This is a genomic window from Pseudomonas sp. NY15374 (assembly GCF_048068255.1).
In the GTDB taxonomy this organism is placed as follows: Bacteria; Pseudomonadota; Gammaproteobacteria; order Pseudomonadales; family Pseudomonadaceae; genus Aquipseudomonas; species Aquipseudomonas machongensis.
Genome location: NZ_JBLUPZ010000012.1, coordinates 1 through 20,005 on the forward strand (window position 1 = coordinate 1; position 20,005 = coordinate 20,005).

At 64.4% G+C, this 20,005-nt stretch carries 17 protein-coding genes; 11 read left to right on the top strand and 6 right to left on the bottom strand.

Translation table 11 applies throughout. The features are described from left to right. Nucleotides 1–143 precede the first annotated feature (143 nt). Together ACNFHO_RS22230 and ACNFHO_RS22235 are read right to left on the bottom strand one after the other, a co-directional pair. The gene (locus ACNFHO_RS22230) at nucleotides 144–1,268 is read right to left on the bottom strand and encodes a methyltransferase (RefSeq protein WP_416767368.1); all 1,125 of its coding nucleotides are present in this window, start codon (nucleotides 1,266–1,268) and stop codon (nucleotides 144–146) included. A 91-nt stretch (nucleotides 1,269–1,359) separates the two neighbouring features. After that, complete coding sequence (locus ACNFHO_RS22235; protein ID WP_416767369.1) at nucleotides 1,360–2,073, bottom strand: autoinducer binding domain-containing protein; 714 nt, start codon at nucleotides 2,071–2,073, stop codon at nucleotides 1,360–1,362. A gap of 204 nt (nucleotides 2,074–2,277) precedes the next feature. Here ACNFHO_RS22235 and ACNFHO_RS22240 point away from each other — a divergent pair, with 204 nt between their 5' ends. Further along, a complete protein-coding gene (locus tag ACNFHO_RS22240; RefSeq protein WP_054894039.1) occupies nucleotides 2,278–3,054 on the top strand; it encodes a ferredoxin--NADP reductase in 777 nt (258 codons plus the stop codon). 42 nt (nucleotides 3,055–3,096) lie between these two features. Here ACNFHO_RS22240 and mscL read toward each other — a convergent pair whose 3' ends face one another. Beyond that, nucleotides 3,097–3,510, bottom strand: a complete 414-nt coding sequence (gene mscL, locus ACNFHO_RS22245) for a large-conductance mechanosensitive channel protein MscL (protein WP_054894040.1) — start codon at nucleotides 3,508–3,510, stop codon at nucleotides 3,097–3,099. 179 nt (nucleotides 3,511–3,689) lie between these two features. On the opposite strand from mscL, the gene radA reads away from it, so the two are divergent. The 8 genes from radA (at nucleotide 3,690) to ACNFHO_RS22285 (ending at nucleotide 15,011) form a co-directional block, all read left to right on the top strand. Beyond that, nucleotides 3,690–5,057: a DNA repair protein RadA gene (radA, locus tag ACNFHO_RS22250; protein ID WP_054894041.1), complete on the top strand. Its 1,368-nt coding sequence runs from the start codon at nucleotides 3,690–3,692 to the stop codon at nucleotides 5,055–5,057. 72 nt (nucleotides 5,058–5,129) lie between these two features. After that, complete coding sequence (locus tag ACNFHO_RS22255; protein WP_416767370.1) at nucleotides 5,130–5,633, top strand: RNA polymerase sigma factor; 504 nt, start codon at nucleotides 5,130–5,132, stop codon at nucleotides 5,631–5,633. Between the two features lie 68 nt (nucleotides 5,634–5,701). Then, entirely contained in the window at nucleotides 5,702–6,691 is a 990-nt protein-coding gene (locus tag ACNFHO_RS22260) for a FecR family protein (protein WP_416767371.1), read from the top strand. Between the two features lie 334 nt (nucleotides 6,692–7,025). Further along, nucleotides 7,026–9,695, top strand: a complete 2,670-nt coding sequence (locus ACNFHO_RS22265; protein ID WP_416767462.1) for a TonB-dependent hemoglobin/transferrin/lactoferrin family receptor — start codon at nucleotides 7,026–7,028, stop codon at nucleotides 9,693–9,695. Between the two features lie 78 nt (nucleotides 9,696–9,773). Then, a complete protein-coding gene (locus tag ACNFHO_RS22270; protein WP_054894045.1) occupies nucleotides 9,774–10,391 on the top strand; it encodes a heme acquisition protein HasA in 618 nt (205 codons plus the stop codon). A 162-nt stretch (nucleotides 10,392–10,553) separates the two neighbouring features. Continuing rightward, nucleotides 10,554–12,317 carry a type I secretion system permease/ATPase gene (locus tag ACNFHO_RS22275; RefSeq protein ID WP_416767372.1) on the top strand — a complete coding sequence of 588 codons (1,764 nt, stop codon included), beginning with the start codon at nucleotides 10,554–10,556 and terminating at the stop codon, nucleotides 12,315–12,317. A 2-nt stretch (nucleotides 12,318–12,319) separates the two neighbouring features. Continuing rightward, the gene (locus tag ACNFHO_RS22280) at nucleotides 12,320–13,666 is read left to right on the top strand and encodes an HlyD family type I secretion periplasmic adaptor subunit (protein WP_416767373.1); all 1,347 of its coding nucleotides are present in this window, start codon (nucleotides 12,320–12,322) and stop codon (nucleotides 13,664–13,666) included. A 4-nt stretch (nucleotides 13,667–13,670) separates the two neighbouring features. After that, nucleotides 13,671–15,011: a TolC family outer membrane protein gene (locus ACNFHO_RS22285; protein WP_416767374.1), complete on the top strand. Its 1,341-nt coding sequence runs from the start codon at nucleotides 13,671–13,673 to the stop codon at nucleotides 15,009–15,011. Nucleotides 15,012–15,062: 51 nt separating this feature from the next. On the opposite strand, the gene ACNFHO_RS22290 is transcribed toward ACNFHO_RS22285, so the two are convergent. The 3 genes from ACNFHO_RS22290 to ACNFHO_RS22300 all read right to left on the bottom strand — a co-directional run bounded on the left by ACNFHO_RS22290 (nucleotide 15,063) and on the right by ACNFHO_RS22300 (nucleotide 17,442). Beyond that, nucleotides 15,063–16,580 carry a nucleobase:cation symporter-2 family protein gene (locus tag ACNFHO_RS22290; protein ID WP_112899173.1) on the bottom strand — a complete coding sequence of 506 codons (1,518 nt, stop codon included), beginning with the start codon at nucleotides 16,578–16,580 and terminating at the stop codon, nucleotides 15,063–15,065. 260 nt (nucleotides 16,581–16,840) lie between these two features. Continuing rightward, nucleotides 16,841–17,215, bottom strand: coding sequence for a PilZ domain-containing protein (locus tag ACNFHO_RS22295; RefSeq protein WP_063546134.1), 375 nt, complete (start codon nucleotides 17,213–17,215; stop codon nucleotides 16,841–16,843). A gap of 86 nt (nucleotides 17,216–17,301) precedes the next feature. Next, nucleotides 17,302–17,442 carry a hypothetical protein gene (locus tag ACNFHO_RS22300; protein WP_416767376.1) on the bottom strand — a complete coding sequence of 47 codons (141 nt, stop codon included), beginning with the start codon at nucleotides 17,440–17,442 and terminating at the stop codon, nucleotides 17,302–17,304. 208 nt (nucleotides 17,443–17,650) lie between these two features. Here ACNFHO_RS22300 and ACNFHO_RS22305 point away from each other — a divergent pair, with 208 nt between their 5' ends. Beyond that, nucleotides 17,651–19,717 (top strand): carbon starvation CstA family protein, encoded by a 2,067-nt coding sequence (locus ACNFHO_RS22305; protein ID WP_416767377.1) that lies wholly within the window; start codon nucleotides 17,651–17,653, stop codon nucleotides 19,715–19,717. Nucleotides 19,718–19,730: 13 nt separating this feature from the next. Next, nucleotides 19,731–19,928: a YbdD/YjiX family protein gene (locus ACNFHO_RS22310; RefSeq protein WP_054894051.1), complete on the top strand. Its 198-nt coding sequence runs from the start codon at nucleotides 19,731–19,733 to the stop codon at nucleotides 19,926–19,928. Nucleotides 19,929–20,005: the final 77 nt, after the last annotated feature.

Here is a 20,005-nt window from a genome sequence, read left to right on the forward strand (position 1 = left end):
CCTGGCACGGGCTACGCCCGTGTTCGCGGGACAAGCCCGCTCCCACAGGGGATTGGGCTGGCTTCTAGATTTTGAGCAAGACAGTTGCTCCCACAGGGATTGGGCTGGTCTCCAGATTTTGAGCAAGACAGTTGGTCCTACGATCACTTGCGCGCCTTGAGCACCACGAACTTCGGCGTCGCCGCGACCTGCTCCACACCGCGGAACAACCGCGACAGCTTGCTGTGATAGCCCAGGTGGCGATTGCCGACGATGTACAGCGCGCCGCCGACCACCAGCGCCTCCCGGGCCTGCTGGAACATGCGCCAGGCGAGGAAGTCGCCAACCACCTGCTGCTGGTGGAATGGCGGGTTGCACAGTACTACATCCAGTGACTGCTTCTGCTGCCCGGCCAGGCCATCATCGGCGCGAATGTCCACCGCGCGATCGCCCAGTGCCGCCTGCCAATTTTCCCGCGCCGATTGCACGGCCATGTACGACTCGTCCACCAGGGTGTAGTGCGCATCCGGGTTGACCCGTGCACTGGCGATGGCCAACACGCCATTGCCGCACCCCAGGTCGGCGACCCGGGCGCTGCCGAGGTTGCGCGGCAGGTGAGGGAGAAAGGCGCGGGTGCCGATGTCCAGGCCTTCGCGGCAGAACACGTTGGCATGGTTGATCAGCTCCAGCGCTGGGCTGTCGAGGCGGTAGCGGGTGGGGTAGGGCGAGGTGGCGACAGGTCGCTCGCCGACCGTGGCGATCAACAGGCGTGCCTTTTTCTGCGCGAGCGACGCCTGGACCGGGCCGATGTACTGCTCCATCAGGTCGCCGGCGGCGCGGGGCAGGTGCTTGATCATCGCCCCGGCGATCACTTCGGCGCCGGGCGCCAGCTTGCCTTGCAGGCGGATCAGTTGTTCCTCGAGCAATGCGAGGGTCTTGGGCACGCGAATCAGCACACGGTCGAACGGCCCTTGCCAATGCTCACTGGAGGGTATGAAGGGCACGGCGTCGTAGGGTTTGCCATTGCGCGCGAGGTTTTTTTCCAGGGCCAGGTGGGCCAGGTGGGAGTCGCCGCTGCTGGTCACCTGCACATGGCCGGCGAGACTGGCCGCCAGGGCGCCGAAGCTGTCGTTGAGGATCAGCACGCGGCACGTGGTTTGCGGTGCCTGGGCGGCCAAGTGGCTCAGCAGGTACTCGTCGGCAGCGTCGAAGGCTTGCAGGGGGTCGTTGTTCTGCTCCGGTTGACGGATCAGGTCGAGTTCGGCGAATGGGCTGGTCAGCAGGGGCATGGGGGAACGGGCTCGATGCGGCTTTGCCTGCGGTGGATGATCGCAAGCGTCAAAGCCTTCGATTCTACAGGGCTTTGCCGGTAGCGGGCAGTTACTTCCAGATCAAGCCGCGAGCGGCGGCAACTGCGGCGGCAGCGGTCTTGTTGGACACGCCGAGTTTGGCGATCACACTGCGAATATGGAAGTTCACGGTACTCTGCGACAACGAGAGAATGCAGGCGATGTCCGACGCGGTCTTGCCGTCAGCGGTCCATTTGGTGACTTCCAGCTCACGGTCGGTCAGGGCAGGGGCTGGGTCCATCAGTCTGCGGTGATGTTCGCAGATCAGTTCATGCAGTACGTTGTGCAGCCAGAGCAATTGTGCGCTCTTGGTCAGGAATTCGAGCGTCGAGACCTTGTGCTCGGGGCGGGCCACGCTGAGCTGGCTGGCGTGGTTGATGTGATCGTAGAGCGACTGCGTCCACCCATGACGCAGGCCATGGCTGCAAGCGAGGCTGCGGTATTCGGGGGCTTCGTCGTAGAGCTTGTCTTCCCAGAGCACCGGGACCGTGGAGCGGCGGCTGAGGGCTATGATGGGGTCTTGCTCGATGAAGTTGCGATCCGCCTGATAGTGGGCATTCCATTCCTTTGGAAAATTGTTGTACAGGATTACATGGGCACGTTGCGCGGGAACATGCAGGTGCAGGGCAAGCCCCACGTACTTCATGTCCATCTCCTGAACGAGTGCGATGGCGTGGTCGAACATTCGTTCGGGGTGCCTTTCGCCCAGCAATATCTGGAGATTTTCCGGCTTCCAATGCGACATGTTGTTGCTCCAAGTGGATCCAAATTTTGGTGGCATCCATCCGAGTGTAGGAAAAGCTGACTAAAGCGCTGGAAGTTTTTCTCTATAGCGTGTGCTATCGATATAGATTTAGTTGTACCGATTTTGTACGAGACCCTACAGCTCCTCGGTGTTCCTGGGCGTCACTTTGCGCCACACTTGGCGCATTCACCTCGGGAGTCCGTCATGACCGCCAGTGCCGACAAATTCACTTCACAAACCCTGCTCGATGTCCAACCCCTGACGCCGAACCTTTTCAGCCTGCGTGTCACCCGTGATGCGGGGTTCCGTTTCCGTGCTGGGCAGTTCGCGCGCCTTGGGGTGGCCAAGGCCGACGGCAGTGTGGTGTGGCGGGCCTACTCGATGGTCAGCGCGCCCCATGACGAGTTTCTTGATTTCTTTTCCATCGTGGTGCCGGGCGGGGAGTTCACCAGCGAGCTGAGCCGGCTGGGAGAGGGTGACACCCTGCTGATCGACCGCCAGGCCTTCGGCTACCTGACCCTGGATCGTTTCGTCGGTGGCCGCGACCTGTGGCTGCTGGCCACAGGCACCGGTATCGCCCCTTTCGTGTCGATCCTCCAGGACTTCGAGGCCTGGGAACGCTTCGACAACATCAAGCTGGTGTATTCGGTGCGCGAAGCCAAGGAGTTGGCGTACGTGGATCTGATCGCCGGGCTTGAACAGCGCGACTACCTGGCCGAGTTCGCCGGCAAGCTGCAGTTCATTCCGGTGGTTACGCGTGAGCTGCACCCTGGCGCGCTGAATGCGCGGATCACCACGCTGATCGAGAACGGCGAGCTGGAGCGGGCCGCGGGGCTTGAGTTTTCGCCGGAGCATTCGAGGATCATGCTGTGCGGCAACCCTGAAATGATCGACGAGACACGCAAGGTGCTGAAGGCGCGCGACCTGCAACTGAGCTTGAGCAAGCGGCCGGGGCAGGTGGCGGTGGAGAACTACTGGTAGGGACGCTATCCGGGGCCGTATCGCGGCCCCGGAACGTTTTGGTCAGGGCTGGCGGTTCTGCGCCTTGAGCAGGTCGCGGATCTCGGTCAGCAGGGTTTCCTGCGGCGTCGGTACCGGCGGGGTGGTGGGCGCCACGGCCTCTTCGCGCTTGAGGCGGTTGATCGCCTTCACGCCCATGAAGATGGCGAAGGCCACGATCACGAAGTCGATGACGGTCTGGATGAACTTGCCGTAAGCCAGCACCACTGCCGGGATATCACCCTCTGCAGCCTTGAGCGTGATCGCCAGGTCACTGAAGTCCACCCCGCCGATCAGCAGGCCCAGTGGCGGCATGATCACGTCGCCCACGAACGACGAGACGATCTTGCCGAAGGCCGCGCCGATGATGATACCAACCGCCATGTCGACGACATTTCCCTTGACCGCGAAGGCCTTGAACTCGCTGAGCACGCCCATGTTTTATTCCTTTGTAACAAATGGTGAGGTAAACGCAGTGTAAGCCACTAAAACGCTTCATGCGCTGCATTCAGGGCTACAGACTGCCATTAGAACGAATAGTTTTGTCGCACGCAGCAGCGCCCGAGGCACATCGGGCTTGGGCTATCATGGCGGTCTTTGCCCAGGAGACTGACCCGATGGCCAAGGCCAAGCGCTTGTATGGCTGCACCGAGTGCGGCGCGACCTTTCCCAAATGGGCCGGCCAGTGTGGCGAATGCGGCGCCTGGAACACCCTGGTCGAGACCATGATCGAAAGCGGCGGCGCTGCAGCGCCTGCCGGGCGTGCGGGCTGGACCGGGCAGCAGGCGCAGATCAAGACCCTGGCCGAGGTGAGTGTCGAGGAGATCCCGCGATTCACCACCAGCAGCACCGAGCTCGACCGTGTGCTTGGCGGCGGCCTGGTCGATGGTTCGGTGGTGCTGATTGGCGGTGACCCAGGTATCGGCAAGTCCACCATCCTGCTGCAGACCCTGTGCAACATCGCCACGCAGATGCCTGCGCTGTACGTCACCGGCGAGGAGTCGCAGCAGCAGGTGGCCATGCGTTCGCGGCGCCTGGGCCTGCCCCAGGACCAGCTCAAGGTGATGACCGAAACCTGCATCGAAACCATCATCGCCACGGCGCGGGTGGAAAAGCCGCGGGTGATGGTGATCGACTCGATCCAGACCATCTTCACCGAACAGCTGCAATCGGCTCCCGGTGGCGTGGCCCAGGTGCGCGAGAGCACGGCGCTGCTGGTGCGTTACGCCAAGCAGAGCGGCACGGCGATCTTCCTGGTTGGCCACGTGACCAAGGAGGGCTCGCTGGCAGGCCCGCGGGTACTCGAGCACATGGTCGACACCGTGCTGTATTTCGAGGGCGAATCGGACGGACGCCTGCGCCTGCTGCGAGCGGTGAAGAACCGTTTCGGCGCGGTCAACGAGCTGGGTGTGTTCGGCATGACCGACCGTGGCCTGAAGGAGGTCTCCAACCCTTCGGCGATCTTCCTCAACCGCACCCAGGAAGAGGTGCCGGGCAGCGTGGTGATGGCCACCTGGGAGGGCACCCGGCCGATGCTGGTCGAGGTGCAGGCGCTGGTCGATGACAGCCACCTGGCCAACCCGCGGCGGGTCACCCTGGGCCTGGACCAGAACCGCCTGGCGATGTTGCTGGCGGTGTTGCACCGCCACGGCGGCATTCCCACCCATGACCAGGACGTGTTCCTCAACGTGGTCGGCGGGGTCAAGGTGCTCGAGACCGCCTCCGACCTGGCGCTGCTCGCAGCGGTAATGTCGAGCCTGCGCAACCGCCCGTTGGCCCATGGCCTGCTGGTGTTCGGCGAGATCGGTCTTTCTGGCGAGGTGCGTCCGGTGCCCAGCGGCCAGGAGCGCCTGAAGGAGGCGGCCAAGCATGGCTTCAAGCGCGCCATCGTGCCCAAGGGCAACGCCCCCAAGGAACCGCCAGCAGGCTTGCAGGTGATTGCGGTGACGCGTCTGGAGCAGGCCCTGGACGCACTGTTCGAGTGATCGCACTTCTTGCAAGTGATTCTCAGTAGCGAGTAGCATTCCGCCACCTTGCGACCACCAGCTGGAGTGCGTGTGGCGGAGTCCGACCTCAAGCGCTTGTTCATCAAGCATGCGAAAACCCTGCAGGGGCTGCTGACGCGCAAGGTGCGCGATCCGCAGCTCGCTGCCGATCTGGTGCAGGAAAGTTTCCTGCGCCTGGCCGAACAGCAGCGCCAGGAAACCATCGAAAACACGCCGGGCTACCTGTACCGCACGGCGCACAACCTGATGATCGACCACCTGCGCCAGCAGCAGCGGCGCAAGACCGACCCGGTACCCCACGAGGCTCTCGAAGGCATCGTCGAAGAACGCCCAGGGCTTGAGGAGCAGGCGGCGCGCGATCAGCATCTGCGGCGCCTGCAAACCATGCTCGAAGCGCTTCCCGAGCGCACCCAGCAGGTGTTTCGTCTCAACCGCCTGGAAGGCATGACCCACGCCGAGGTCGCCCGCCACCTGGGGATTTCCGACAGCTCCGTGCAGAAGCATCTGGCCAAGGCCCTGGCCTATGTGATGCAGTGCCTGCAGGACGGTGGATGACGAGCGGTTTACTGACAATTGCCCCTTCAGACGTCAGCCCAGACATAACCAGATCGCGAGAGAACCGTGTGAGCAGCGAGAACCAGCCCGAGCAAGCGATTCGCGAGCAGGCCGCCGAGTGGGCGGTGCGCGACAGTGCCGGCCCCTTGAGCGATGAGCAGCAGCGGGCGCTGGAGCAGTGGTGCGCCGCCGATCCGCGGCATGCCCAGGCCTATGAGTTCGCCCGCACGACCTGGGCTGACCTGGGCTCCTTGGCGCAGATCGTGCCGCCTGTGCGCCGCGCATCGCCCTCCACCCTGGCCCGGCCAGTGCCTCGACGTTCGCGCCTGCGCCGGGCGATGACCGGCGTGGCTGCACTGCTGGTGCTGGCCTTTGGTGTCGCGCAGGCGCCACAGTTGCTGCTGGACTGGCGTGCCGACTACATCACCGCGGCCGGCGAAGTACGCCGAGTGACGTTGCCCGATGGCAGCCTGGTCGACCTGGACAGCCGCAGCGCCATCACCCTGGCCTTCGACGACCGCGAGCGACGTGTGCACCTGCTGGCGGGGGAGGCGGTGTTCAGCGCCGCGCCGGTGTCGGCGCAGGAGCGCAGACCTTTCGTGGTCGAGTATGCCGGGGCGACCACTCGCGCGCTGGGCACGCGCTTCGTGGTGGGGCAGGCGGGCGAGGGCGGTTGGGTCGGGATGCTCGAACACCGCGTGGCCGTCGATCTGCTGAAGCCGCCAGCGCGTGGCCGTGCCGATCAGGTGGTCGAGCAGGGGCAGAGCGTGCGTTATGACCACGCCAGTGGTGTGCGGCCCTGGCCGGAGCAGAATCTGCAGCGCGCCACCGACTGGGAGCGTGGGGTGCTGGTGTTCGAGCGTCAGCCGCTGGCCGAGGTGGTGGCGCGGCTCAACCGCTATCGTCCGGGGCGCTTGATGGTGGTGGATTCGCAGTTGGCGCAGCGCGAGGTAAGCGGGGTGTTTCGTCTTGACCAACTGGCGGCGGTTGGCGGGGTGTTGAGCGATGAGCTGCAGGCGCAGCGGCTCGAGCTGCCTGGGTTAACCTTGATCTACTGATCTTTGCTCGGTGGTGGGCTTTTCGCGGGCAAGCCCGCACCTACAGGTACTCCACTGATTTTTGTGGGAGCGGGCTTGCCCGCGAAAAGAACACCGCCGTGTATGGCACCGGCCATGCCGGTGATCGCGCGCCCCTCCAGCCCCCGCACAATCTTTTTTCATTTCCCCTTACTGACTTTTCCACCCCCGCACGTCTGATTGTTGAGATTGATTTTCATTACTAGAAAACGCCAACAACAGACGAGCCTTCGCAGTGACCACGCCACGACAACAGACCCTTCGACCTTTCGGTCGCCTCGCCCTGGCCAGCAGCCTGGTCCTGGGCACCTGTGCCATGCCGATGGGGATCGGCATGGCGCACGCCGCGCCAGCGACCAATGCCGCCAGCCGCCAGATGATCCAGTTCGACATCCCGGCCCAGGCCCTCGACAGTGCCGTGCTGGCCTACGCCGAGCAGTCGGGCGTGCAGGTGTTCTTCGACAGCCGCAAGCTGGCCGGGCTCAACAGCGCCGGCCTGCACGGCGCGCATGCCGCTGAAGACGGCCTGCGCCAACTGCTGCAGGGCACCCCGGTACGCTATCGCTTCAGTGCGGCCGGCCAGGTAGGGCTGGAGCGGGTGGAGGCCGATGGCCAGGCGCTGGAGCTGGGTGCCACTCATGTCGAATCGACCCGTGACGGCGACTGGGTCTACATGACCCCGCGCTCGGTCAGCGTCGTCACGCGCAAGCAGATCGACCAGCGCCCGCCGCGCCACGCCGCCGACATGCTCGAGCAGACCGCCGGGGTATACACCGCGGTCAACCAGCGCGACCCCGGGCTCTCGGTGAACATTCGCGGCGTGCAGGACTATGGCCGGGTCAACATGAACATCGATGGCATGCGCCAGAACTTCAGCGTCAATGGCCACCAGCAGCGCAACGGCGTGATGTTCATCGACCCCGAGTTCGTGCAGAACGTCGAGATCGACAAGGGCACCTCCGCCGGCATGGGCGGCGCCGGGGTGATCGGCGGGATCGCCAGCTTCGCCACCATCGATGCCCGCGACCTGCTCGCCCCTGGCAAGGCAATCGGCGGCCGCCTGCGTGCCGGGCACGGTATCGGCGAGCTGGGCAACGGCACCTACTTCAACGGCAGTGCGCTGTTCGCCGTGGGCAACGAAGTCGGCGACATCCTGGTCGGCCACAGCGAGCGGCATTTCGGCGACTACCGCAGCGGCACGCAGAACGCCGGCAACCTCGGCACCCAGATGCGCGGCAAGCTCGAAGACCGTCAGGCCTGGAAGAGCTGGCTCAACGGCGAAGTCGGCGGCATGGACAGCGTGACCCGCTCGCAGATCTTCAAGCTCGGCCTGAACCTGCCCGATGAGCAGCGTTTGCAGTTCAGCTACTTCGAGACCGACACCGACAGCAAGGACGCCTGGACGGTAAAGGACTCCGGCAGCCACGACTACTACTACCGCGTCACCGGCACCAACGACATCAACGCCAGGAACGCGGCCCTGGACTACAGCTTCAATCCCAACGAGCTGATCGACTTCAAGGCCAAGCTCTACTACGTCACCACCCGCCAGGATCGCTGGAACGCCAACAACGCCTCGTCCGAGAACAGCGGCAACCGTGTCGAGGACTACACCGATCGCTACCAGACCGACACCTGGGGCCTGCAACTGCAGAACACCTCGCGCTGGCACCTGTTCCAGGCCGACAGCCTCACGTTCAACTATGGCAGCGAGGCTTTCCAGGATACCTTCCGCCCCAGCACCAACCGTATCGCCGCGGTCAACGAGACCGAGTCGCTGCCGTACGTGCAGGGCGCGAACCCCAAGGGCAAGCGGGTCATGGCCAGCCTGTTCGGCAACCTCAGCTACGAGCATGACGACTGGCTGGTGGTCGATGCCGGGCTGCGCTATGACCGCTATCGCCTGACCGGCAAGACCGGCGTCACGACCTGGATGTACCCCGAGGGTGTCACCGAGACCAACCTGCGCCGTCAGCGCACCGACCTGTTGTTCGAGGAAGACCGCGAAGAAGGCCGCTTCTCACCGACCTTCGGTATCGCCGTGAAGCCGGGGCTGGACTGGCTGCAGGTCTACACCCGCTGGGGCCGTGGCTGGCGTCCGCCGGCGGTGACCGAGGCGTACATGAGCGGCCGCCCGCATGGCGGTGGCAACGAGATGGTCTATCCCAACCCCTTCCTCAAGGCCGAGGAGTCGCACAACTGGGAGCTGGGGCTGAACATCTTCAAGGAGTCGCTGCTGCGCAGTGGCGACCGCTTCGCCGCCAAGATCGCCTACTTCGACACCCGTATCGACAACTTCTCGTTTCTCGACACCAACGCCAGCCTGCCGGGCTCCAGCGTATCGGGCATCGCCCTGGGCCGCTCGGTGTACCAGAACAACCTCGAGACCACACAGTTTCGTGGCGTGGAATACAGCCTGGACTATGACGCCGGCGATTACTACGGCCAGCTCAGCTACACCCACATGATCGGCAGCAACGACTTCTGCTCCAACCAGTTCTACCTCGGCGGCGCCCAGCAACTGGTCAGCGCCGGTACCGTGCTGCGCCCGGTGCAGGTTGGCAGCCGCATCATCATGCTGCCGGTGCGGGTCTCGCGCGCCGAGGCCAATGCCACCGAGAACAACCGCGTCAGCTGCGGCGACATCATGGGCAACGCCTCCTATATGCCGGCCGACCGTGGCTCGCTGACCCTGGGCATGCGTTTTCTCGACAAGACCCTGGATGTCGGCATGCGCCTGCGCTACAGCGAGGGCAATGGCAAGAACCTCGACACCCACGGCTACAGCCAGATCGACCAGGCCATGTGGCCCAAATACAAGGTCTACGACCTGTACGCCAGCTACTGGATGACCCCCAGCCTGAACCTTGCGCTGTCGTTGGAGAACGCCACCGACGAGGCCTATTTCGTCGCCATGGGCGACGTCAACAACCTGTCCCTGGCCCGCGGCCGGACCCTGAGCGGCATGCTCGAATACCGATTCTGAAACACCTGCGTTCGCCCACTCCGGGCAACACGAGGGCAAGACGCCTTCGTTCAAACCAAGCAGCACAGAGGAACCGTCATGACTATTTCCGTCACCTACGATCCAGCATTCGGCAGCGCCACCGTCGACGACTACCTGGCCTTCTGGAGCGCAGGTTTCGTCACTGCCGGTCACGGCTACAGCAACACCGGCGGCTTCAGCAACGGCAGCCGTGATGGCGACCAGTACGCCACCCACGGCGCCAACGGTTCGGACTACGCCTTCATCGCCGACTCCGACACCTCCAACGGCCTGCACTACGTCTTCGATCCGCTGAAGGCGCCGGGCGACAACCTGAACCACTACCTGTGGGGTTCGCTGGACAACGTCAGCCTGGGCGAAGTGCTCGGCGGTGGCGGCGGCAGCGATTTCAGCCTGAGCAACTACGTGGTCAGCTTCAACGGCCTGGACCTGGATGCCGCGCTGGGTGCCGGCCGTGCCGGCAACGAAGTACAGGGCGTGATCTACGGCCTGATGCAGGGCAACACCTCGGCGCTGGAAGGCGTGCTGGACAACCTGCTGGCCAGCTACGGCGTGTCGACCGACAGCACCTTCGACGCCATTGCCGCGGCACTGAGTGGTGGTGCTGCGAACGTTGCGGCTGCCGAAGCCGTGGGTATCCAGGCACTGCCTGAAGACCTGGCCCTGGCTGCCTGACGCCAGGCATGAAAAAGGCCAATGGCAGATCGCTCTGTCATTGGCCCTGTTGCATGCACCCTGGCCCGTGTCTTGTCGGGCCCAGGCCGGGGTGCCGCGAAATTCTGCGAGGTGGCGGCTGCCAGGTCAATGGCGACGCCGCCTCGCCCTTCGAGGTCAGCGATGAGTACACCGCGCAACGCCGCCGCCGATGAACTGTGGCAGGCCCTCAAGTCCTGCCGGGGTGGGCTGGGCAATATCGCCCTGTTCACCGCCGTGGCCAACGTGCTGATGCTGGCGCCGGCGCTGTACATGCTGCAGGTCTACGACCGGGTGCTGTCGTCGGGCAACGAGATGACCTTGCTGATGCTCAGCCTGATGGTGCTGGGCCTGTTCGCCTTCATGGGCGTGCTGGAATGGCTGCGCAGCCTGGTGGTGATCCGCCTGGGCACGCGCATGGACCTGCAACTCAACCCTCGGGTGTTCGATGCCGCATACCAGGCCAGCCTCGACGGGCACAAAGGTAGCGCCCAGCAGGCCCTGGGCGACCTGACCCAGTTGCGCCAGTTCGCCACTGGCCAGGCGTTGTTCGCCTTCTTCGATGCGCCGTGGTTTCCGCTGTACCTGCTGGTGATCTTCCTGTTCAGCCCGTGGCTGGGCCTGCTGGCGGTGGTCGGGGCGCTGCTGCTGGCCGGGCTTGCCTGGCTCAACGAACGCCTGACCCATGGCGAGTTCATCGAGGCCGGGCGGCTGTCGCAGCAGGCGATGCAGCAGGCTTCCGGCAACCTGGGCAATGCCGAGGCGATCGCCGCCATGGGCATGCTCGGTGCCGTGCGCCAGCGCTGGAGCCAGCTGCACCATGGCTTCCTGGCCCGGCAGAACCTGGGCAGCGAGCGCAGCGCGGCAATCACTGCGGTGTCCAAGAGCGTGCGCCTGGCATTGCAGTCGCTGGTGCTTGGGCTGGGGGCCTGGCTGGCGCTGGAGCACCTGATCAGTCCGGGGATGATGATCGCCGGTTCCATCCTGATGGCGCGGGTGCTGGCGCCGATCGATCAGCTGATTGGCGTGTGGCGCCAGTGGGGTTCGGCACGCCAGAGCGCCGAGCGGCTGGGTTTGCTGTTGCGCCGTTATCCACCGTTGGCCAGTGCGATGCCGCTGCCTGCGCCACAGGGGCGGCTGCGGGTCGAGCAGTTGCATGCCCGGGTGCCTGGCGGGCAGCGGGTCTGCCTGAGTGGTATCGATTTCGAGCTGGCGGCCGGTGAGTCGCTGGGGCTGATCGGTGCCTCGGGGTCTGGAAAATCGACCCTGGCCCGCCTGTTGGTAGGGGCTGCGAACCCTGAGTCGGGCAAGGTCTGCCTCGACGGTGCGGCGCTGGCCCAGTGGGATCGCCAGGCGCTCGGCGAGCACATCGGCTACCTGCCGCAGGACGTGCAACTGTTTGCCGGCAGCATTGCCGACAACATCGCCCGGCTTGGCCCGGTGGACGCCTCGGAGGTGGTCGCAGCGGCGCAATTGGCCGGCGTGCACGAGCTGATCCTGCAACTGCCGCAGGGCTACGACACGCTGCTGGGCGAAGGTGGTGCGGGGTTGTCCGGTGGGCAGCGGCAAAGGATCGGCCTGGCCCGGGCGCTGTATCGCTTGCCTGCGCTGGTGGTGCTCGACGAACCCAACGCCAGCCTCGACGAGGCCGGTGAGCGCGCCTTGCTGGCGGCGCTCGCCGAGCTCAAGGCGCGGGGGCGCACGCTGGTGATGATCAGCCATAAGTCGAGCCTGCTGTTGGGGCTGGACAAGCTGCTGGTGCTGCACGGCGGCGTGATCCAGCAGTTCGGCCCGACCGCACGGGTACTTCAGGCTGCGGCCCGTCCTGCAGCCCCCAGCGTCGCACCACCCTCCGCGGCGCGTAGCGGCGTGACCTACAGCTTCAACCAGGGCGGCCAGAGATCTTGAGCATGAGTGTGCACCCGTTGTTTACCCGCGCGTCTGGCGCTGCGTCTGACAAGGTTCATCAACTGCGCGACGATGCCCGAGGCCCGGCGAAGGCCGGGCGTTGGCTGGTGTTGGCAGGCTTTGGCGGCTTCCTGTTGTGGGCGGCGCTGGCGCCGCTGGACAAGGGCGTGCCGGTCAGCGGCAATGTGGTGGTGGCCGGCAGTCGGCAAGCGGTCCAGCATCCCACCGGAGGGGTGATCGGGCAGCTTGCGGTGCGCGACGGCGATCAGGTCCAGGCAGGCCAGGTGCTGCTCAGCCTCGATCCGACCCAGGCCCAGGCCCAGCGCGGTTCATTGCAGGTGCAGTACGTGAATGCGCGGGCCACGGAGGCACGGCTGCTGGCCGAGCGCGATTCAGCGCCCGGCGTGACCTTTGCCGCCGACCTGCTCGAGGAGGCCGCCACGCCGTGGGTGGCGACGGTACTGGAGACCCAGCGACAATTGCGCAGCAGCCGCGCCCAGGCGCTGGAGCTGGAGTTGGCGGGTGTGAGCGAAAGTATCGCCGGGGCCGAGGCGTCGCTCAGTGGCCTGCAAGGCTCGCTGAGCAGCAAACAGGCCCAGCGCGTCGCGCTGGACGAGCAACTGCGCGGCCTGCGCGAGCTGGCCCGTGACGGCTACATTCCGCGCAACCGTCTGCTCGACAGCGAGCGCCTGCTGGCGCAGGTCAACGGCTCGATTGCCGAAGACCTTGGCAACATCGGTCGCACCCGGCGCCAGGTCCAGGAGCTGAAACTGCGTGCCAGCCAGCGCCGTCAGGAGTTCCAGAACGAGGTGCGCCAGCAGTTGAGCGAGTCCCAGGCCAGCGCCGAGGACCTGGGCAACCGCCTGCGCAGCGCCGAGTTCGACCTGGCCCACACCCAGGTGCGTGCGCCGGTCGCCGGTACCGTGGTGGGCTTGAGTGTGTTCACCAACGGCGGGGTGATCGCGCGCGGGCAGCAGTTGATGGAAATCGTCCCCAGCGATGCGCCGTTGCTGGTCGATGCTCGGGCGCCGGTGGAGCTGGTCGACCGCTTGCGACCGGGCTTGCCGGTGGAGTTGCTGTTCGTCGCCTTCAACCAGAGCACCACGCCACGGGTGGCAGGTGAGGTAAGCCTGGTCTCGGCGGACCGCCTGCTCGATGAAAAGACCCAGCAGCCGTATTACCAGGTGCGCATCAAGGTCAGCGAGGACGGCGCGCGGCAGCTTGCTGGGCTGGACATTCGCCCCGGTATGCCGGTGGAGGCTTTCGTGCGCAGTGGGGAGCGCTCGCTGCTCAGCTACCTGTTCAAGCCGTTGGCCGACCGGGTGCATATCGCCCTGAGCGAGGAGTGAGCCGATGCGCCTGTTGTTGCCCACGGTATTGTCGGGCGTGTTGTCGGGCCTGGTACTGCCAGCGCAAGCCCTGGACCTGAGCGATGCCTATGCCCTGGCCCTGCGCAACGATCCGACCCTGCACGCGGCGATCGCCGAGCGCGACGCGGGTGTCGAGAACCTCGCCATCGGTCGCGCGGGGCTGTTGCCGAATCTTTCCTACCGCTACAGCCGTGCCCGCAACGACTCGGAGGTGACCCAGCGCAGCCAGCTCGGTGATGTCACCAGCCAGCGTGATTACCGCAGCTACAGCTCGACCCTGACCTTGCAGCAGCCGTTGTTCGATTACGCCGTATGGAGCGACTATCGCCGAGGCGTGGCCCAGGCTGCGCTGGCCGACGAGCGCCTGCGCGGTCGCGGCCAGGAAATGATGGTGCGGGTGTTTTCGGCCTACAGCGAAGTATTGTTCGCCGACGAGCAGATTGCCCTGGCCCAGGCCCAGCGGCGCACTTACGCCGAGCAACTGCAGCTCAACGAGCGCCTGCTCAAGAATGGCGAGGGCACCCGCACCGACGTGCTGGAAACCCGTGCCCGCTACGAGTTGGCCCAGGCCCAGGAGATCGAGGCTGGCGACAACCTCGACGCGGCGCTGCGCAGCCTGCAGGCGATCACCGGCGAGGCGATGAGTGCCGAAGACCTTGCACCGATGTTGCCGTCACTCGCCGTGCAGCCGCTGGTACCGGCGCGCTTCGAGCCCTGGCGCGACCTGGCCGTGGCGCATAACGCCGAGCTGGCCAGCCAGCGACATGCCCTGGATGTCGCTGACCAAGGTGTGGAGCGTCAGCGTGCAGGGCACCTGCCGAGCTTGAGTGCCTACGTGAGCAAGGGCATTTCCAGTTCGAGCTCGGAAAGCACCTACAACCAGCGCTATGACACCGACAGTGTCGGGATTCAGTTGAGTGTGCCGCTGTTCGCCGGTGGCGGTGTATCGGCGCGGGTGCGCCAGGCACAGGCGGAGCGAGATGGCTTGCAGTTCCAGGTCGATGCGCAGGTCAGCGACACGCTCAATCAGTTGCGTCGCCAGTTCAACCTGTGCGCCAGCAGCACCGCGAAGATCCGAGCCTACGGGATGGCGGTGAATGCTGCCAGTGCGTTGGTCGAGGCGACTCGGCGCAGCGTGCAGGGGGGAGAGCGGGTCAACCTCGATGTGCTCGATGCCGAGCAGCAGTTGTACGGGGCGCGGCGTGATCTGGCCCAGGCCCGGCATGAGTACCTGCGGGCCTGGGTGCAGTTGCGCTACTTGGCGGGAGTACTGGATGCCAAGGATGTGGAGATATTGAACGGGTACTTCGTGGCGCGCGGTTGAAGGCGGTGTCGCCTTGATGGCTGCCCCGCTTCTACAGGCTTTGCATCCTGGTCAGTGCTCCGCCACCGCCTTGCGTCTGAGCACCTGTTCGCCGTGTTCATCGATGTCCATCACTGGCACTTCATTGCCATCGGCATCGAACAGCTTGCCATCCTTGAAGTAGTCGCCATCGCGCAGCACCGAGATGTCCGAATACTGGATGGTGCGCTCGTACCCGGCGGCGAATACCGACTGCTGGTCCGAATTGCCGGCCTTGAAGTGGTTGAAGATCAGGTTCAGCAGGATCGCCATGATCGCCGCCGAGCTGATGCCCGAGTGGAAGATGGTCTCGAACCAGTTGGGGAACTGATGGTAGAAGCTCGGCGCGGCGATGGGGATCATGCCGAAGCCCAGCGAGGCCGCCACGATGATCAGGTTGACATTGTTCTTGTAGTTCACCTTCGACAGGGTACGGATGCCGCTCGCCGCCACGGTGCCGAACAGCACGATGCCTGCGCCGCCCAGGACCGGGGTGGGTACTGCGGCGATGATCCGGCCCATGATCGGCAGCAGGCCAAGCACCACCAGGATCACCCCGCCCGTAGCCACCACGTAGCGGCTCTTCACCCCGGTCACGGCCACCAGGCCGACGTTCTGGGCGAACGCGCTCTGGGTGAAGGAGCCGAAGATCGGCGCCAGGATGCTCGATGCCATGTCGGCGCGCAGGCCGTCGCCCAGGCGCTTGGAGTCGACCTTGGTGTCGATGATCTCACCGACCGCGAGGATATCCGCCGAGGTCTCCACCAGGGTCACCATGATCACGATGCACATCGACAGGATCGCCGCGATGTGGAACGTCGGCATGCCGAAGTGGAACGGGGTAGGGAAGGCGAATATCGGGCCTTCGCCGACCTTGCTGAAATCGGCCATGCCCAGTGCCCAGGCGATCAGCGTGCCGGCAACCATGGCCAGGAGGATCGACAGGCGCGAGATGCTGGCGCTGCCCAGCTTGCTCAGCAGCAGGACGATGGCGAAGGTCAGCGCCGCCAGGCCGATGTTGGCCATGCTGCCGAACTCCGGCGAGGCGCTGTTGCCACCCATCACCCAGCGTGCGGCCACCGGCATCAAGGTCAGGCCGATGGTGGTGATGACGATGCCGGTCACCAGCGGCGGGAAGAACTTGGTGATCCGCGAGAACACCGGGGTGATGAGAAAGCCGATCAGCGATGCTGCCATGACTGCGCCCAGCACCGCCGGCAGGCCGCCGCCGCCCTGGCTGCCGAGAATCGCGCCCATGGTGGCCACGCCAGCGAACGACACGCCCTGCACCAGTGGCAACTGGCAGCCGAAGAAGGGTAGTCCGAGTGTCTGCAACAGGGTGGCCAGTCCGCCAGCAAACAACGATGCGGCAATCAGCAGGCCGATCTCCGCCGGGGCCAGGCCGGCGGCCTGACCCAGGATCAGTGGCACGGCGACGATCCCTCCGTACATGGTCAGGACATGCTGCAGGCCATAAGCCAGGTTGGCACCAAGCCCGAGGTTTTCGTCCTCGGGGCGCTTGGCAGGAGACGTGCTGGTGGACGTAGTCATTGGAGCAGGCTCTCTGTTTATTGTTGTGCCGATACTGTAGACAGCTCCGATAAAATATTGCCAGATAAATTGTATACAATATTTTGATCTGGGCAGCCGCAGATCCGGCAGGGCGGTGTCTCTGACCGCAATGCAGATAGCGTTCCAACATGGGAAAGGCGGTTTAGAAGGGTGTGTACAAAAAGCTCGGCAGCCCGTGAAAAGCTGTCTAGGTAGGCAGGAAATGCGGGTCGGTCATGTTCTTAGCAAGCTAAAAGATTTCAATCTTCGATAAGTTCGCGCAGCTCGCGCATCATTTCGGTGCTGTCGGCCAGGTTCAGTTCCACAAGACGGTGCAGATGGGTCATCGAGTCAACGTCTATATAGAGGCAGACAAAACCCAGCCGAGTGGGTTCTTCGTGGCGTAATTCCACCTGCATACGGACCGTGACCTCTTTGTCGAGGTGGATGAGCGCATCGAAATCCTGGGTCAGGTCGGCGTCCCAGGGCGCTGGCCGTTCGATCAGCAGGCCTTTGAGCGACAGGTCGAGCAGTTTCACAGGCCACTGTCGGTCGCCCTGGCGCAGTTCGGTGGGGGCGTCAAAGTCGATGCGCTGGAAGCGCCTGCGCTCGTCAGTTCCAGAGGGATGTGTCATGGCGGATCCTCGTCAGTTGATCTGACTATAGACCAGCCACGCTTGTTAAGGCCTGCCGGCGACTGATGCGATTCAGCCTGCGTGCCCTACCGGGTGCTGGGTTGTTCTGTGTGCTGGCGCGGCGTGGGGGTGACCAGCGGCTCCTTGCGGGCCTGCAGCGCGAACAGAATCCCTGCCGCCAACAGCACGAGCAAGCCGATTTGTATGGCCCGGATACGGTTCTTCATTGCGACATCTCTGTCCGATCAGCGATGTCGAAATATTCGGGCGGCCTGGGCTACGGCACAACTGGTAGAAATATCAGGTCGCTTTTCGCACCCTGCCCGCGCCGCTCTAGGGCGGCGCGGGCAGGGTGCAATTCGATATGGTAAAGCTGGCAAGCAGGCCCTAGACTCAGTGAGCTGTCTATTCCAACCACTTAGCTGGAAGCATGCCATGAATAACAATAACAGCCTGCTACGTCACATTCCGTGGCTGGCGCTGGCAGTCATAGGAGCCTGTGCGCTGGGTGTGGTCGCCCTGCGTCGCGGTGAAGCCATCAACGCCTTGTGGATCGTGGTTGCGGCTGTGGCCATCTACCTGGTCGCCTACCGCTACTACAGCCTGTTCATCGCCACCAAGGTGATGCAACTCGATCCGCGCCGGGCTACTCCGGCGGTACTCAACAACGATGGCCTGGACTACGTCCCGACCAACAAGCACATCCTCTTCGGTCATCATTTCGCCGCCATCGCTGGCGCCGGCCCGCTGGTCGGTCCGGTGCTCGCCGCGCAGATGGGCTACCTGCCCGGTACGCTCTGGCTGATTGCCGGCGTTGTACTGGCAGGGGCCGTGCAGGACTTCATGGTCCTGTTCCTCTCCACCCGCCGTAACGGCCGTTCCCTGGGCGACATGGTGCGTGAGGAAATGGGCCGCATTCCGGGCACCATCGCCCTGTTCGGCTGCTTCCTGATCATGATCATCATCCTCGCGGTGCTGGCGCTGATCGTGGTCAAGGCTCTGGCCGAGAGCCCATGGGGCATGTTCACGGTGATGGCGACCATCCCGATCGCCATGTTCATGGGCATCTACATGCGCTTCATCCGCCCGGGTCGCATTGGCGAGATTTCGCTGATCGGCGTGGTGCTGCTGCTGGCATCGATCTGGCTGGGTGGCGTGATCGCGGCCGATCCGGTGTGGGGCCCGGCGTTCACCTTCACCGGCGTGCAGATCACCTGGATGCTGGTCGGCTATGGCTTCGTCGCCGCCGTGCTGCCGGTGTGGCTGGTGCTGGCACCGCGTGACTACCTGTCGACCTTCCTCAAGATCGGCACCATCATCGGCCTGGCCATCGGTATCCTGATCATTGCGCCTGAGCTGAAGATGCCGGCCCTGACCCAGTTCACCGACGGTACGGGGCCTGTGTGGAAGGGCACCCTGTTCCCGTTCCTGTTCATCACCATCGCCTGCGGCGCGGTGTCCGGCTTCCATGCCCTGATCAGCTCGGGCACCACGCCCAAGCTGCTGGACAACGAAACCAACGCCCGCTACATCGGCTACGGCGGCATGCTGATGGAGTCGTTCGTCGCCATCATGGCCATGGTCGCTGCTTCGGTGATCGAGCCGGGTGTGTACTTCGCCATGAACAGCCCGGCCGCCGTGGTCGGTGCCGACGTCGTGTCGGTGGCGCAGACCGTCAGCAGTTGGGGCTTCACCATCACCCCCGAGCAGCTCGAGGCCACTGCCCGTGACATCGGCGAGCACACCATCCTGGCGCGTGCCGGTGGTGCACCGACGCTGGCGGTGGGGATCGCGCAGATTCTCCATCAGGTACTGCCGGGTGAGAACACCATGGCCTTCTGGTACCACTTCGCGATTCTGTTCGAGGCGTTGTTCATTCTGACTGCCGTGGATGCCGGTACCCGTGCCGGGCGCTTCATGCTGCAGGATTTGCTCGGCAGCTTCGTGCCAGCGCTCAAGCGCACCGAGTCGTGGACGGCCAACCTGATCGGCACCGCCGGTTGTGTGGCGCTGTGGGGCTACCTGCTGTACCAGGGCGTGATCGACCCGTTGGGCGGTATCAACACCTTGTGGCCGCTGTTCGGTATCTCCAACCAGATGCTGGCCGGTATCGCGCTGATGCTCGGCACCGTGGTATTGATCAAGATGAAGCGCGAGCGCTATATCTGGGTCACTCTGCTGCCGGCGCTGTGGCTGCTGATCTGCACCACCACCGCAGGCCTGATCAAGCTGTTCGACCCGAACCCAGCGGTCGGCTTCCTGGCCCTGGCCAAGAAGTACAGCGCCGCGCTGGATGCCGGTCAGGTCCTGGCACCGGCCAATGACATCGGCCAGATGCAGCACGTGATCTTCAACGCCTACACCAACGCCGGTCTCACCGTGCTGTTCCTGGTGGTGGTGTTCAGCGTACTGTTCTTCGCCATCAAGGTCGGCATCGCCGCCTTGGGTCGCAAGGAGCGCAGCGACAAGGAAACCCCGTTCCAGGCCCTGCCTGACGCTTGAGAGGATTGCAGCGATGTTCAACGACCTGGGTCGGCTGGGTAAGTATCTGGGGCAGGCTGCCCGACTGATGGTTGGTATGCCCGACTACGACACCTATGTCGAGCACATGCAGAACAAGCATCCGGACAAGCCGGTGATGAGCTACGAGGACTTCTTCAAGGAGCGCCAGGAAGCTCGTTATGGCGGCAAAGCCGGCCCCAAGTGCTGTTGAACCTGCACCCTGCTTGAACCTGTGGGAGCCCGCGCAATCGGGCTCCCACAGTCATTTTCGGCTTCAATGGAGGCAAA

Bases quoted from the DNA above. Each gene is read 5' to 3' on its own strand.
- ACNFHO_RS22230 (WP_416767368.1), bottom strand. From the start codon at position 1,268: ATGCCCCTGCTGACCAGCCCATTCGCCGAACTCGACCTGATCCGTCAA.
- ACNFHO_RS22240 (WP_054894039.1), top strand. From the start codon at position 2,278: ATGACCGCCAGTGCCGACAAATTCACTTCACAAACCCTGCTCGATGTC.
- ACNFHO_RS22285 (WP_416767374.1), top strand. From the start codon at position 13,671: ATGCGCCTGTTGTTGCCCACGGTATTGTCGGGCGTGTTGTCGGGCCTG.
- ACNFHO_RS22280 (WP_416767373.1), top strand. From the start codon at position 12,320: ATGAGTGTGCACCCGTTGTTTACCCGCGCGTCTGGCGCTGCGTCTGAC.
- ACNFHO_RS22295 (WP_063546134.1), bottom strand. From the start codon at position 17,215: ATGACACATCCCTCTGGAACTGACGAGCGCAGGCGCTTCCAGCGCATC.
- ACNFHO_RS22235 (WP_416767369.1), bottom strand. From the start codon at position 2,073: ATGTCGCATTGGAAGCCGGAAAATCTCCAGATATTGCTGGGCGAAAGG.
- ACNFHO_RS22265 (WP_416767462.1), top strand. From the start codon at position 7,026: ATGCCGATGGGGATCGGCATGGCGCACGCCGCGCCAGCGACCAATGCC.
- ACNFHO_RS22275 (WP_416767372.1), top strand. From the start codon at position 10,554: ATGAGTACACCGCGCAACGCCGCCGCCGATGAACTGTGGCAGGCCCTC.
- ACNFHO_RS22290 (WP_112899173.1), bottom strand. From the start codon at position 16,580: ATGACTACGTCCACCAGCACGTCTCCTGCCAAGCGCCCCGAGGACGAA.
- ACNFHO_RS22270 (WP_054894045.1), top strand. From the start codon at position 9,774: ATGACTATTTCCGTCACCTACGATCCAGCATTCGGCAGCGCCACCGTC.
- mscL (WP_054894040.1), bottom strand. From the start codon at position 3,510: ATGGGCGTGCTCAGCGAGTTCAAGGCCTTCGCGGTCAAGGGAAATGTC.
- radA (WP_054894041.1), top strand. From the start codon at position 3,690: ATGGCCAAGGCCAAGCGCTTGTATGGCTGCACCGAGTGCGGCGCGACC.
- ACNFHO_RS22310 (WP_054894051.1), top strand. From the start codon at position 19,731: ATGTTCAACGACCTGGGTCGGCTGGGTAAGTATCTGGGGCAGGCTGCC.
- ACNFHO_RS22305 (WP_416767377.1), top strand. From the start codon at position 17,651: ATGAATAACAATAACAGCCTGCTACGTCACATTCCGTGGCTGGCGCTG.
- ACNFHO_RS22300 (WP_416767376.1), bottom strand. From the start codon at position 17,442: ATGAAGAACCGTATCCGGGCCATACAAATCGGCTTGCTCGTGCTGTTG.